The sequence below is a fragment of the Lentzea sp. HUAS12 genome, from assembly GCF_024125735.1.
GTDB lineage: Bacteria > Actinomycetota > Actinomycetes > Mycobacteriales > Pseudonocardiaceae > Lentzea > Lentzea albida.
Window position 1 is genome coordinate 4,281,647 of the sequence record NZ_CP099738.1, and the last position, 13,425, is coordinate 4,295,071.

The 13,425-nt window shown below is 71.0% G+C and carries 16 protein-coding genes; 7 read left to right on the plus strand and 9 right to left on the minus strand.

Annotated elements, in window-relative coordinates:
- Position 1: 1 nt before the first annotated feature.
- From ND450_RS18885 to ND450_RS18895, 3 genes are all read right to left on the minus strand, one after another.
- On the minus strand, positions 2-1,696 hold the full coding sequence (locus tag ND450_RS18885; RefSeq protein ID WP_253327378.1) for a cellulase family glycosylhydrolase: 1,695 nt from the start codon (positions 1,694-1,696) through the stop codon (positions 2-4).
- 75 nt (positions 1,697-1,771) lie between these two features.
- Positions 1,772-2,653, minus strand: a complete 882-nt coding sequence (gene bla, locus ND450_RS18890; RefSeq protein ID WP_253327379.1) for a class A beta-lactamase — start codon at positions 2,651-2,653, stop codon at positions 1,772-1,774.
- Positions 2,654-2,716: 63 nt separating this feature from the next.
- Positions 2,717-3,547 carry a phosphatase PAP2 family protein gene (locus ND450_RS18895; protein ID WP_253327380.1) on the minus strand — a complete coding sequence of 277 codons (831 nt, stop codon included), beginning with the start codon at positions 3,545-3,547 and terminating at the stop codon, positions 2,717-2,719.
- A gap of 66 nt (positions 3,548-3,613) precedes the next feature.
- Between ND450_RS18895 and ND450_RS18900 the strand changes: the two genes are divergently transcribed.
- Entirely contained in the window at positions 3,614-3,808 is a 195-nt protein-coding gene (locus tag ND450_RS18900; RefSeq protein ID WP_253327381.1) for a hypothetical protein, read from the plus strand.
- On the opposite strand, the gene ND450_RS18905 is transcribed toward ND450_RS18900, so the two are convergent.
- Positions 3,781-4,449, minus strand: a complete 669-nt coding sequence (locus tag ND450_RS18905) for a TetR/AcrR family transcriptional regulator (RefSeq protein ID WP_253327382.1) — start codon at positions 4,447-4,449, stop codon at positions 3,781-3,783. The genes ND450_RS18900 and ND450_RS18905 overlap by 28 nt on opposite strands.
- 79 nt (positions 4,450-4,528) lie before the next feature.
- Between ND450_RS18905 and ND450_RS18910 the strand changes: the two genes are divergently transcribed.
- Entirely contained in the window at positions 4,529-5,545 is a 1,017-nt protein-coding gene (locus ND450_RS18910) for a hypothetical protein (protein WP_253327383.1), read from the plus strand.
- Positions 5,546-5,557: 12 nt separating this feature from the next.
- Positions 5,558-6,118 (plus strand): ester cyclase, encoded by a 561-nt coding sequence (locus ND450_RS18915; protein ID WP_253327384.1) that lies wholly within the window; start codon positions 5,558-5,560, stop codon positions 6,116-6,118.
- Here the strand turns inward: ND450_RS18915 and ND450_RS18920 are convergent.
- Complete coding sequence (locus ND450_RS18920) at positions 6,115-6,720, minus strand: response regulator transcription factor (RefSeq protein ID WP_253327385.1); 606 nt, start codon at positions 6,718-6,720, stop codon at positions 6,115-6,117. The two genes, ND450_RS18915 and ND450_RS18920, sit on opposite strands and share 4 nt — an antisense overlap.
- Entirely contained in the window at positions 6,717-7,679 is a 963-nt protein-coding gene (locus ND450_RS18925) for a sensor histidine kinase (RefSeq protein WP_253327386.1), read from the minus strand. The genes ND450_RS18920 and ND450_RS18925 overlap by 4 nt, the downstream gene beginning before the upstream one ends.
- A gap of 75 nt (positions 7,680-7,754) precedes the next feature.
- On the opposite strand from ND450_RS18925, the gene ND450_RS18930 reads away from it, so the two are divergent.
- Positions 7,755-8,279, plus strand: a complete 525-nt coding sequence (locus ND450_RS18930) for a heme-binding protein (protein ID WP_253327387.1) — start codon at positions 7,755-7,757, stop codon at positions 8,277-8,279.
- Positions 8,280-8,287: 8 nt separating this feature from the next.
- Here ND450_RS18930 and ND450_RS18935 read toward each other — a convergent pair whose 3' ends face one another.
- A complete protein-coding gene (locus ND450_RS18935; protein ID WP_253327388.1) occupies positions 8,288-8,725 on the minus strand; it encodes a hypothetical protein in 438 nt (145 codons plus the stop codon).
- Between the two features lie 97 nt (positions 8,726-8,822).
- Between ND450_RS18935 and ND450_RS18940 the strand changes: the two genes are divergently transcribed.
- Positions 8,823-9,647, plus strand: coding sequence for a class II glutamine amidotransferase (locus ND450_RS18940; RefSeq protein ID WP_253327389.1), 825 nt, complete (start codon positions 8,823-8,825; stop codon positions 9,645-9,647).
- 1 nt (position 9,648) lies between these two features.
- Here ND450_RS18940 and ND450_RS18945 read toward each other — a convergent pair whose 3' ends face one another.
- Positions 9,649-10,425 carry a hypothetical protein gene (locus tag ND450_RS18945; RefSeq protein ID WP_253327390.1) on the minus strand — a complete coding sequence of 259 codons (777 nt, stop codon included), beginning with the start codon at positions 10,423-10,425 and terminating at the stop codon, positions 9,649-9,651.
- 68 nt (positions 10,426-10,493) lie between these two features.
- Between ND450_RS18945 and ND450_RS18950 the strand changes: the two genes are divergently transcribed.
- The gene (locus ND450_RS18950; RefSeq protein WP_253327391.1) at positions 10,494-10,928 is read left to right on the plus strand and encodes a cupin domain-containing protein; all 435 of its coding nucleotides are present in this window, start codon (positions 10,494-10,496) and stop codon (positions 10,926-10,928) included.
- A 43-nt stretch (positions 10,929-10,971) separates the two neighbouring features.
- On the opposite strand, the gene ND450_RS18955 is transcribed toward ND450_RS18950, so the two are convergent.
- Complete coding sequence (locus ND450_RS18955; RefSeq protein ID WP_253327392.1) at positions 10,972-12,702, minus strand: L-aspartate oxidase; 1,731 nt, start codon at positions 12,700-12,702, stop codon at positions 10,972-10,974.
- Positions 12,703-12,819: 117 nt separating this feature from the next.
- On the opposite strand from ND450_RS18955, the gene ND450_RS18960 reads away from it, so the two are divergent.
- Complete coding sequence (locus ND450_RS18960; protein WP_371927729.1) at positions 12,820-13,419, plus strand: phosphoribosylanthranilate isomerase; 600 nt, start codon at positions 12,820-12,822, stop codon at positions 13,417-13,419.
- Positions 13,420-13,425 lie beyond the last annotated feature (6 nt).

Here is a 13,425-nt window from a genome sequence, read left to right on the forward strand (position 1 = left end):
TTCACCAGCTTACGTACCACTGTCGAATCTCGGCCTCCGAAGCGGCGACGTCGCCGCCGGACGGGGCCGTGACCAGCGCGAACTGGCGTCCGGCGCCGCTGCGGAGCAGGAGTTTGTCACCTTGCACGGTGGAAGCCGCCGAGCTGACGACCAGCGGCGAGCGCAGCGACCCCGGCAGGTGCAGCTCGGTCGGCGCGGAGCCCCCGTCCGAGTCCCAGACCAGCACCGCGAACGGGGCCGAGCCGACGAGCGCGCGAACGTTCGGGAGCGGGATCTGCTGCCAGGTCTGGTAGACGCGGTCCTCGTAGGTGAACGCGAGCGTGGTGCCCGCGACGGCCTGCGGGTAGACGCGGTCGACGAGGGCGCGGTCGACGTTCAGCACCGCGGTGCCGGCGTCGTCGAGCTTCACGGCCGAGAAGTGCTCGTCGTTCATCGCGTCGCCGTCGGTCTTGACCTTGGCCGGGTTGTCGTTCATCAGCTCGCGGTGGCGGCCGTAGTTGGTGTCCCAGTGCCACTGGCTGCCCGAGAGCACGCTGCCGCGCGGCGCCGACCACCAGCGCGCGCCCGGCGCCGTCGAGTCGAGGCCCTGGTAGATCGCCTTCAGCACGGACGGCGTCTTGTCGGAGGTGAAGCCCGCGACCGGGTGGCCGAACTCGGAGACGATCGCGGTGGTGCCGAGCGCCCGCGCGCGGTCGCGGATCGTGCCGAACGCCTGGGTGTACTGGCCGTCGCCCGCCTTGCCCGGCATGAGGATCCCGGACTGCGCCTTGCCGTCGTAGAAGTGCGCGTTGAACACGAACCTCTCGCCGAGCGACGGGACCAGGGTCAGCCCACCGGGTTCGGCGAAGAAGTCCACGTTCTGGTTCCAGAACACCAGCGGCTCCACGAACGCTGGCTTGTGCGCCCAGCCCGCCTCGTCCATCTCCGCGCGGAAGCGCTGGTAGAACGGCATCAGCAGGTCGCGCTCCCACGTCTGCGAGGTCTGTCCGGCGTCATACTTGCCGGCGTACGGCTCGTTCAGCGGGTCGACGCCGACCACGAGCTTGAACTCGTTGCCGGGCAACGACTGCTTCACGTGCTCAAGCGCCTCGCCGGCCGCGTTGACGAACGAGTCCTGCACGCCGTTCCGGTTGTGCCAGAAGTCGTAGGTGGCGGCGGTGACGGCGTTGTTGTTCTTCATGTTCTGGCCCCAGTGCACGCAGATCCCGCACGACTCCTTGGGGTACCCGCTCGCGGCCCAGGCCGGGGCGCCGTCGCCGGTGTACCAGCTGCCGGAGTTGAACAGGTAGCGCGAGTACAGGTCCTGGTGGAAGTCGAGGTAGACGCGGATGCCCTCACCGGTGAAAGCCCGCAGCTGGGCCGTGACACCGTCGAGGTAGGTGTGGTCGATCTGGCCGCGCCGCGGTTCGATCCACGCCCACGTCAGCAGGAACCGCACGGCGTTCGCGCCGGTCAGCTGCTTCATCGCCTGCGCCGACTTCCGCGCGTCGGCGACGTTCGCGAACGGGAGCCCGCGGTTCTCGGCCAGTTTCGCCGTGCCGGAGACGTTGAAGCCGCGCAACACCACCTCGCGGCCGTGTTCGTCGCGGAAGACCCCGCCGGAGACCCGCAGCTCGGAGCCGTCGAACTCCGCGCGGGCAGGGGTGATCACCAGGGAGAAGAGGAAGAGGACCGTCAGGAGAACCGCTCGCCGCATCGCCGCCGCCTTTGGGAACGTGAACGAGATTCACGTCGAACGTAGCCGGTGCGGCGGCGATGCGGCTAGCGGCGATCAGCTGAACGTCGCGGCCACCAGCTCAGCGGTCTTGGCGAGCAACGGCTCGTCGGCGCCGCCGGTCGGCTCGCTCTCGCGCGTCGACAGCACGGCGATCACGATCGGCGCGCGGCCGACCGGGAACGCGATGCCGACGTCGTTCGTCGTGCCGTAGCTGCCGGTGCCGGTCTTGTCGCCCCAGCGCCACGCGGCGGGCAGGCCGGCACGGAGGCGGTTGTCGCCGGTCGTGTTCGCCAGCAACCACTTCGTGAGCTGGTCGGAGTCGTTGGAGTTGAGGGCGTGGCCCAGCGTCAGGCGCGCGTAGCTCTGGCCGATGGCGCGCGGCGACGTCGTGTCGGTGACGCGGCCCGGTTCCGCGGAGTTCAGCTCCGGCTCCCAGCGGTCGAGGCGCGTGACGGGGTCGCCGATCGAGCGGCAGAAGCGGCTGATCGCCGTGGGCCCGCCGAGTTCCTTGAGCAGCAGGTTGGCCGCGCAGTTGTCGCTGAAGGTGATGGTCGCCTCGCACAGGGCCGAGACGGTCATGCCGTTCGCGAGGTTCTCGGGCCTGCCCGTGATCGGCCCGTACCCGGATTTGTCCACATCGGACTGGGTGTAGGTGATCACCTTGCCCAGCAACGTCCCGTCGCGGTCCTTGCGCAGGACCGCCGCGGCCGCGATGGTCTTGAAGGTCGAGCACATCGGGAAGAGCTCGTCGGCCCGGTGCAGCACCGTCCGGCCGGTGCCGGTGTCCGTCGCGAACACGCCGAGGCGCGCGTGGTGCTGCCTCTCGAGCTCGCGCAGCCTGCCGGTGATCGTCGACGCCTGTGCCTGGGCCGGAACCGCCACGGCCAGTGCCGCTCCCGCGCCCAAGGTCAGCGCCGCACGTCGGTTGAAGCTCAACGTCCTGTCCCCTTCTCCCGAAACCTCTCCACTGGAATGGACGCGCGGGAGATCAACTGGTTGTCACTCGATCCGGCGCCAGCAGGCCAGGTAGGTCAGCGCGGCGAGCAGCGACCCGGCCGACGCGAACGACCCGGCGCCGAGGTAGATCACCCACTCGTCGGCGTTCAGCCCCTCTCTGGCCAGCGGGAACCCCCACAGGATCGCGCCGAGGACGAGTGACGCGGCCGCACCGAGCGACCAGAACACGACCAGCACGACCCGGCCGACGCGTCGCGGTCCGGTGTAGGGCTTCAGGGATCCCCTGCGCTGCAACCACCACGCGGCGAGCGCGGCGAGGGCGAGCGCGATGCCGTCGGCGGCGAGGGTGTCGCTGAGGCGGTGCCACTTCGCGGTCAGCGTGTACTGGCCGATCGCCGTCGCCCACGGCAGCACGAAGAACAGCACGACCCCGCGCCACTTCCACGGCACCACGATCACCGCCGCGAACAGCACGGTCATCGCGATCGTCGTGTGTCCACTCGGGAGGCTGTTGTGCGCGTAGTCGCCGGTGACCTCGACCAGTGCCGGGCGCGGCAGGACGAACCGCTTGAGCGCCTGCACCACGACCTGGCCGGCGACGATCACGCCCACGGCGGCGATCGTGAGGTCCCAGCGCTTTCTCAGCACCCCTACCAGCGCCACCGCGACGACCGCCGCGGCCAGCGAGTAGATCGTGATCTGGCCGAGCGACTGCCAGGCGGCGTCCGTTCCGGACACGTCGTCCTGGTCCGCGCCGCGCAGCGCGGCGTTCTCGATGGTCTGGCCGGCCTTCGTCAGCACGGCGAGGACGTACACGACCGCCGCGAAGACGAATCCCGCCGCCGCGACCACGGGCCACCGTCGAAGGTTCACGCTGAGGCAGTCTGCCTCCGTTCGGCCCACCGCGCCGGACGAAGATCAACCGGAAGGATGTCCGGCATGGATCCGCAGGACCTGCGGGCGTTCGCGCGCATGGTCGCGTACGAGGCACTGCACTCGGCCCTGTACTTCCTGGACGATCCCGGCGACGACGCCACCGGCTCGCCCGGCTGGGCGTTGCTCGAGACGTCCGGCGGCGAACCGACCGGGCGGCTGGTGCAGGGCCTCTACGAGGACCTGGACCCCGACCGCTGACCGAGGCGGTCCAGCACGGCGGTGATCGCCAGGTCCACGGTGTGCTCGAACTCCGCGTCGCGGTCGAACGCCGCCAGGTGCGGCGCCGTCGTGACCACCGCCGGCAGCCCGGAGGCCTCCAGCGCCCGGCGCCGCTCCCCGTCGTCGCCCCCGAACGCCGGCGCGGCCGAGAGCTCGCGCAGCAACGTGCCGATCAGCGTGGCGAGCAACATCCGCAGCAGGTGCACGGACTGCTCCGGCGTGGCGCCCGCGGCCAGCAGCACCGAGAGCACCGCGTCGACCGGCGCGAGGCCTTCCAGCGACGACAGCTGGCGGGTGAGCACGAGCGGCGCGGCACCGGGGTGCGCCAGCGCGCGCGAACGGAACGCCGTCGCGATGGCGTGCAGGTCGTGGCGCGCGTCGCCGGTGGGTGCGGGCAGCACCAGGCCGCCCAGCAGCTGCTCGGCGACGGCGTCGAGCAGGCCGTCCTTGCCGTCGACGTGGTTGTAGAGGCTCTTCGCGTCGACCCCGAGCGCCCGCGCGACCGACCGCATGCCCACGCCCGCCACGCCCTCGGCGTCGATGACCTGCAGCGTCGCCGCGACGATCGACTCGCGCGACAGCAGCGGCGTCCGCGGACGGCCTCGGCGGGTTCCAGTCATCCGGCCATTGTGCCTTGCGGATGCCCACACCGTGGGTTTAACCTTCGAATTAACCCACAGTGTGGGTATTGGAGGGGTGATGAACTTCAGCGCGATCGACACGCTCGACGGCATGGACGTCGAAGGCGGCCCTGGAGCGCGGCTGCGTCTCGTGCGCGAACGCGGCGAGGCGTTCCGGCGGGAGTTCGTCACGACCGGCACGCCGGGCGGCATCGTCACGCGTGACCTGGTGACGCTGCCGTACCCGACCCGGTTCGGGCTGTTCAGGGCGTCGCGGGCGATCGCGCCGTTCCTGTCGATCACGAACCGCATGCTGGTGATCCGCTGGACCGAGGGCGACCGGGAGCGGGTCCTGCTGTTCGAGCCGAGCGACCACGAGCACGGCCGCTACACGCCGTACTTCGAGGACCTGTCCGAACGCACTCCCGACGTGGTGGAGCGGCGCATGGTGAAGGTCCACGGCACCGTGCCCGGCCACCTCGACCAGCTGGGCATCGCGCCCGAGGACGTCGACTACCTGATGTTCGACCACCTGCACACCCAGGACCTGAGGCGCTGGATCGGTGCCACGCCGTACTTCCCGAACGCCAAGGTGATCGTGCAACGCGACGAGCTGACCGCCCTCACCGACCTGCACCCGTTGCAGCGCCCGTGGTACCAGCCGTCGACCTACCGCGACCTGTCCCCGGACGCGTTCCTGCCGATCGACGGCTCCGTCGTGCTCGGGCCGGGCGTCGCGGTGGTCAAGACCCCGGGCCACGTGTTCGGCAACCAGAGCCTCGTCGTCAACACCTCGACCGGCATCTGGGTGAGCAGCGAGAACGTCATCGCCGCCGAGGCGCTGACCCCCGAGCACTCGAAGCTGCCGGGCCTCGCCGCCTGGTCACGCCGGTGGCAGCACGAGGTCGTGCTCAACGCCAACACCATCGAGAGCACGGCCGACCAGTACAACTCGACCGTCCTGGAGAAGACGCTCGCCGACCGCAGCCAGTCCGACCCGCGATTCCTGCAGTTCTTCCCCTCCAGCGAACTCACCGGCGCGTGGACGAACCCCGGCACCAAGCCGACGTTCAGCCACGGCCAGATCGTCCACTGAGGAGCTCCCGCCATGTCCGACCGCTTCACCTTCCCGTCCGGGGAAGTCCTTCAGGCGCGCGAAAAGCTCGTGCTCGACCACTTCCGCGACGAGGTCGCCCACGACTGGGACGCCACGCTCTCGACGTTCCCGCACCCCCACTACGAGATCATCGCCCAGATGGTCGTCCACGACGGCGACGACGCGGTGCGCCAGTACTACACCGACACGCGCGTGGCGTTCCCCGACCAGCACCACGAGCTGATCTCGTTCCGGCACAGCGTCGACGCCGTGATCGTCGAGTTCTGGTTGCTGGGCACGCACCTCGGTCCGCTGGGCAAGATCCCGGCGACCGGCGGCACGCACCGCACGCGGATGAACGCGTACTTCATATTCGACGAGAACGAGAACCTGGTCACCGAGCGGATCTACTTCGACCAGCTCAGCGTGCTGAAGCAGGTGATCGGGGGGATCGACCGCCGCAAGCCCGGTGGGCTGCGCAAGCTGCTGCAGGTGTTGCGCGGGATGCTCGCGATGTCGGGCAGCCGGCCGGACGAGCGCCTGGTGAAGACGACGCCGCCGTCGTTGGACTAGAGCCGGATCAGCTTGCGTTCCACGGCGGTCGTCACGGCCGCCGTCCGCGTCTCCACCCCGAGCTTCGCGAAGATCCGCACCAGGTGCGTCTTCACCGTGGCCTCGCTGATGAACAGCGCCTTCGCGATCTCCCGGTTCGACAGGCCGCGCGCCAGGTGCTCCAGGATCTGCACCTCGCGCTTGCTGAGCTTCGGCGCCGGGCCGCGGACCTGGCGCAGCAGCCGTTGCGCGATGTCCGGCGACAGCACGGTCTGGCCGGTCGACGCCGTGCGCACGGCCTTGGCGAGCTCCTCCGGCGCGCAGTCCTTGAGCAGGTAGCCGATCGCGCCCGCCTCGACGGCGCGCACGATGTCGGCGTCCGAGTCGTAGGTGGTGAGCACCACGACCTGGGGCGCGTCCTCCTGCGCGCGGATGCGGCGGGTGGCCTCCACGCCGTCGATCCCCTTGCCCAGCTGGAGATCCATCAGCACGACGTCCACAGTGGATGCACGTAGCACCGCGTCCTCGCCGGTCGTGGCCTCGACCACCTCGAAGTCGCGCGACAGCAACCCGGCCAGTCCGAAGCGGACCACCGGGTGGTCGTCGACCACCAGCACCCTCACGGCGTCGGCACCGTCACGGCCACTGCGGTTCCCTCCCCCGGCGCGCTCTCGACGGACACGGTGCCGCCCAGCTCCGAGATGCGGCCGCGGATCGACGCCAGCCCGTAGCCGCGGCCGTCGGCGGCCTGCACCGCCGCCGGGTCGAAGCCGCGCCCGTCGTCCACCACGTCCAGTGTCACCGCGTCTCCCAGGTACGACAACGTGATCGCGACCCGCGAGGCCGCGGCGTGCTCGGCGGCGTTGGCCACGGCGCCCTGGGCGACCCGCAGCAGTGCGACCTCCGTCTGCACGGTCAACGGGTACGGCTCGCCGTCCACCTCCACGTGCGGGACCAGCCGGTGCAGCGCGTCGACCAGTGTGCCGTGGATCGGCGCCAGGTCGCGCACGAACCGGCGCGCCTCGCCCAGGTTGTCCCGCGCCACCTCGGCGGCCTTCTCCGTCTCTCCGAGCGAGAGCAGCAGGTTGATGCTGGAGAAGCCCTGCGCGAGGGTGTCGTGGATCTCGCGCGCGAGGCGTTGGCGTTCCTCCAGCACCCCGGCCTCGTGCAGCAGCCGCGCGCGGTCGAAGAACACCGCCGCCGTCAGCACCGCGACCCCCACCGGGCCGAGCACGAGCGACCAGTCGAACGTCGCCGCCAGCCTCACCTGCGCCGCCACCACCGCGACCGTCAGCACGCCCGCGACCGGCAGCGCCACCCGCGGCCGCAGCTGGCGCAGGCACTGGAAGAACAACGGGATCGCGCACCAGCCGAAGCTCGGCGCGAGCCACACCAGCACCAGCCACACGGCCAGCACGACCGGCAGGGTCCGCGGCCACCGCACGCTCGCGGGGTAGACGAGCCCCAGCACCGCCGCCGGCCCGAGCACGGCGAGGTCGGCGCCGTGGTACGCGACATACCGCGCCGCCGACGCCGTCAGCAGCACGTAGAACCCCGCGTGCATCGCCCTGTGCAGCCACACGACGGCGACCCTAGGCGAACCGGCACGCCCCGCGGGTCAACCGATGGGTTGAACCGACGTTCAACCATCACCACCATGGCAAGCAGCCCTGACGAGACCAGTGTTGTGGTCATGGACATCAAGAAGATCGCAATCGCCACCCTCGTCGTGCTGAGCATCGGCGGCGGCTACGCGGCTGCGGACCAGCGCACCACCACCCGCACGGAGAAGGTGCTGACCATCGACGCGGCGGTCAGGGCCGCCCAGGCCACCCTCGACGCGGCCGAGAAGGAGAACCAGCGCGTCACAGTCGCCGTCGTGGACCGCAGCGGCGACCTCGTGGTGCTCCTCGCGGGCGACGGCGCGGGCCCGCAGACCGAGGAGTCGGCACGCCGCAAGGCGTTCACCGCGGTGTCGTTCAACGCCCCGACCTCGGAACTCGCCGGCCGCGTCACGGGCCAGGGCGCGACGCTGCGGGACATCCCCGGCACGTTGTTCCTGGGCGGCGGCGTGCCGGTGGCGGTCGACGGCACGTCCGTGGCGGGCATCGGGGTCGGCGGGGCGCCCAGCGGCGACCTGGACGAGAAGTTCGCGAAGGCGGGGCTCGCGACCCTGCGCTGAGCCGCGGGTCAGCGGCGCCGGTCCGTCGTCCCCCACCCGGGAGGCGCGATCCGGTCCGTCGCCTCCGGGTCGACCGCGTGCCGGGCCACGTGCCGTCCCGGCTTCGGCTTCCTGCCCATCAGCATCAACGCCACCGCCACGATCAGCCCGATCGTGGCGAGACCGGCGGCGACGGCGCGGGCCGCGGGGTGGTCGAGGACCAGGGTGCTGGCGGTGAGGGCGAGCACGACGGCGGCGATCGGGCCGATGACGGCGATGTCGGAGCGCTCCGCGGACTCCTCGACCGGCTCCGGCCCAGGGCGAGGCGGCACGGGACGGGGCGGCGCGGGACGGGGCGGTTCCTGGCGGGGCGGCACCTGCGTGACCGGCGCGTACACCTCGATCGTCTCGAAGTTCCCGCGCGGCTGTTCGTAGGGCGGCTGCCGTAAGCCGGGAGGGACCGTCACCCCAGCCATGCTGCCCGAGGAGGGCGCGTCGCCGCAAACCTCCCATTCCGGTCTGCTACGTGTTCCCATGTAGCAGCTGGGGTCTAGGAGGTTCGTCATGTGCCGGTGGCTCGCGTATTCCGGTTCGCCCGTTCTGCTGGAGGAGTTGCTCTACGCGCCGGAGAACTCGCTCGTCATGCAGTCCAAGCACGCCCGGCTGGGTGCGACGGCCGTGAACGGGGACGGGTTCGGCATCGGCTGGTACGGCAGCACGAGCACTCCCGGCCTCTTCCTGAGCACCGAGCCCGCGTGGAACGACCGCAACCTGCGAGAACTGTCCGCGCAGATCACGGTCGACCGGGTCTTCGCGCACGTGCGGGCGTCCACGGGCGGCGCGGTGCAGCGGTCGAACTGCCACCCGTTCCGCCACCAGAACTGGTTGTGGATGCACAACGGGCTGATCCCGAAGTTCCCGCTGGTGCGGCGCGAGCTGGTGCTCGCGATCGACCCCGTGCTGTTCCCACTGGTCGAGGGGTCGACGGACTCCGAGATCATGTTCTACCTGGCCATCAGCTTCGGCCTGGAGCAGGACCCGCCGGCCGGGGTGGCGCGCATGGTCGAGTTCGTCGAGGACGTCGGGCGGCGCGCGGGGATCGAGTACCCGGTCCAGATGACCGTCGCGGTCACCGACGGCTCGACCACCTGGGCGTTCCGGTACTCGAGCCGCGGCAAGTCGCGGACGCTCTACCACAGCACCGACGTGTCGACGCTGCGCCGCCAGTACCCCGACAACCCGGCTCTGCACCACCTCGCCGACGACTCGCGGCTGATCGTCTCCGAACCGCTCGCCGACCTCGTCGGGGCGTGGCAGGAGGTGCCGGAGTCGACGTGCGTGGTGGTGCGGACCGGCGTCGAGGAGGAACTGCTCCCCTTCAAGCCCTGACCTACCCGAACGCGCGGTGCAGGACCACCCAGACCTCACCGGGCCGTTCGACCGCGCCGGGGAACCACCTCGGCGCGATGGCCTCGGTCAGCTCGTCCGCGCGGTCGAGCAGCGTGCTGACCGCCGGTTCGCCGACGACGACCACGGCGGACCAGTCGACGTGCGCCAGCAGGAAGTCCTGGGTGACGCCGAACCGCTGCTCCAGCACCAGCATCAGCTCGTGGCCGGTGTCCGGTCCCGCCTCCACCTCGCTGACGTCCGGCACCTCGGCCACGCGCTCCGGCACTGCCTCGCGCTGTTCTTCGTGCTGCTCCTCGTGCTGCTCGGACCAGACGTGCTTGCTCAGCGAGTAGATGCTCGACGTGAGGTCGTGCGACTGGTCCTCGGTGAGGATCAGCGTGACCGAGCGGCCGTCCGTGAGCGTGAACCTCAGTTCGGCCTCCGGCACCGCGCCCGAACCGGGCATCGCGTCCACCGACCCCGCCACCTCGCCGGTCAGCACGTGGTCCGCGTGCGTCTGCGCGCCCATCCGGAACGACGGCAGGTTGGCGGCCATGTCGACGACGAGCCGCGCGGCGGTGAAGAACGCCTCCCTGTCGCGGAACTCCTCGCGGCCGCGGGCGATGGTGCGCCCGATCCCGGCGGGTTCGGTGTACGCCTCGACCGTGCCGGTGCCGCCCCAGGTCGCGTGGACGGTGACGCCGTTGGCCAGGCACTTGCGGAAGTGCTCCTCGCCGTCTTGGCGGGACAGTTCCCAGCCGGCGATCTCCTCGTGCAACGGTCTTCCTCTCGGCGGGCGAACCCGGACGCTGTCACAGATCGCCTCGCCGCGTTGTCTTTTCGGACATGAGCCACGAACACACGCACCAGTTGGACAACCCCGACCAGAGCGGTCCGCCGCCGAAGATCGACGTCATCGGCACCGTGGCGGGAGCGCCGCAGATCCCTGACGGCGCCGAGGCCATGACGATCTTCGTGACGCTGCCGCCGTCGAGCCCGGGAGCCCCGCCACACCGGCACTCCGGGCCCGCGTACGGCTACGTCGTCAAGGGCGCCATCGTCTTCGAGCTCGAAGGCGAGCCGGAGCGGGTCGTGCGCGCGGGTGGGACGTTCTGGGAACCGGGCGGCGACGTCATCCACTACCAGGACGGCAACCACCTGGCCGACGAGGAGTCGGCCTTCGTCGTCACGATGTTCTGCGCGCCCGGTCAGCCGATGCTGACCGTCGTCGAACCGGAAGAACTGGAGGCGCGCAAGCACCTCAGGGCGCCACGACCGTGACGTCCCCGGCGGGGGGCGGGGCCCGTCCCCCGCCCCCCGCCGCTCACTCGACCAGCTTGCCGGTCGTGTCGACGTCCCTCATCAGAGCAGTGATCTCGGCGGGCACCGCGGGGATCTCCTCCCGGTCCACCTGTCCCGGCCCCGACCAGACGAGGTTCACCTGCTGCGCGGGGTCGAGGTCCGGGTGGTCGGACCTGTTGTGGCAGCCGCGGGTCTCACGGCGTTCGAGCGCGCACTCCAGGGTCGCGCGGGCGGCGAGCGCCGACGACAGCAGGTCGAACGCGTGCGCGAGGTCCTGGAACCCGGCCAGGTCGGGGTGCACGCCGACGTGGCGGATGCGCTCCTCCAGCTGGTCCAGCTCCTCGAGTCCCTTGCGCAGCCCGGCTTCGTCGCGGACGACGCCCGCGTGCTCGGTCATGGTGTTGCGCAACGCGCGTTGCAGGGCACGGACGTTCTCCTGCCCGTCGGCGGCCAGCAGTCCGTCCACTTCGGACCGGGCCTCGTCGAGCGCCTCGCGCGAACGCCGTTGCGCGTCCAGGGAGGCCGAGTACTCCGCCGCCGCCTCGCCGACGATCCGCCCGTACACCAGCAGTTCGATGAGCGAGTTGCCGCCGAGCCGGTTCGCGCCGTGCAGTCCGCTGGACGCCTCCCCGATCGCGTACAGGCCCTCCACCCCGGTGGAGTGGTCGGCGGGCGACACCCACACGCCGCCCATCGAGTAGTGCGCGGTCGGCGCGATCTCCACCGGTTCCCGGGTGATGTCCTTCATCTGCAGTTCGAGCAGCGTCTGGTACACCCTGGGCAGGCGTTGCATGATCTGCTCGCGCGGCAGGTGCGACACGTCGAGCCACACACCGCCGTTCGGGGTGCCGCGGCCCTCCTTGATCTCGGTGTACGCGGCGAGCGCCACCCTGTCGCGTGTGGACAGTTCCATGCGCTGCGGGTCGTAGCGGGCCATGAAGCGCTCGCCCGAGGCGTTCGTCAGGACGCCGCCCTCGCCGCGCGCGGCCTCCGAGACGAGCGTGCCGGCCGCGTTCTCGGGTTCGAGCAGGCCGGACGGGTGGAACTGGACCAGCTCGGGGTCGCGGATCCGGCCGCCCGCGAGCACGGCGAGGCGGAACGAGTCTCCGGTGTTCTCGTCGCGGCGGCTCGACGTGCGGCGCCAGATCCGCGTGTGCCCGCCCGCCGCGAGGATGACGGCGTCGGCGTGGAACACGGACCGCGCACCGGTGTTCAGGTCGAACCCGTACGCGCCGAACACCACGTTGTCGCGCACCAGGATCCGCGTGACGTAACAGGAGTCGTGGATCGGGATGCCGAGCTGCGCCGCCCGGTTCACGAGCGTGCGCTGGATCTCCAGGCCCGTGTAGTCGCCGGCGAACGACGTGCGCCGGAACGTGTGCGCGCCGAAGAACCGCTGCGAGATGCGCCCGTCGGCCTCCCGCGCGAACGGCATGCCCCAGCGTTCGAGGTCCTCGATCCCGCGCGGCGCCTGCTCGGCCACGACCCGCACGATCTCGGGGTTCGCGAGGTGGTAGCTCTCCTTGATGGTGTCCGCCGCGTGCTGCTGCCACGTGTCGGCGGGGTCCATCGTCGCCAGCGCGGCGTTGATGCCGCCGGCCGCGAGCGCGGTGTGCGCGTCGGCCTTGGGGCGCTTGCCGACGACCACCACGTCGACGCCGCGCTCGGCGAGTTCGATGGCGGCGCGCAGTCCCGCGCCTCCGGTGCCGATCACGAGGACCGAAGTGGCTACTCGGCGTTCATGTTGGTTCATCGCGGCCTCCGTTGCCCGTGTCTTCCATTAACCAGGACCGCGCAGCACCGGAGCTTGTGACTGTTAGCCGCGTGACAGTGCGTTCGTCGCCACATCACTAGGATCGGTGGTGTGTTCGTGAAGCTTTGTGGCCTGCGCACCGAGTCCGACGTCACCACCGCCGTGGAGTCGGGCGCCGACGCCGTCGGTTTCGTGCTGACCACCAGCCCCCGCCAGATCGACGTCGACCTGGCGAGCAGGCTCGTGGCGGAGGTGCCCGCGGACGTCCTCACCGTCGCCGTCGTGCGCGGCATCACGGCCACGGAGGCCGGCGAGCTGGCGCTGAAGACGGGCGTGCGCGCGTTGCAGCTGCATGGCGACTACTCGAAGGAAGCCTTCGACGAACTGGCGGACCTGCCGTTCGGCCTGGTCAGGGCAACGGCCCTGGGGCCGGGCACGGACGTGCGCACCGGGGCGTTCGGCGAGGAGTTGCTGCTGATCGACTCCCCGGTCGCCGGGTCGGGCGAGCAGTGGGACATCACGCGGCTCGCCGGGAACCCGCCCACCGGCAGGTGGGTGCTGGCGGGCGGGCTGTCGCCGGAGACCGTGGCGGACGCGATCGGCGTCGCGCGGCCGTGGGGCGTGGACGTGTCGAGCGGGATCGAGTCGAGCCGCGGGGTCAAGGACCACGGCCGGATGCGGGAGTTCGTGGCGGCGGCGCGCTCGGCGCGGCCGTAGGCTGGA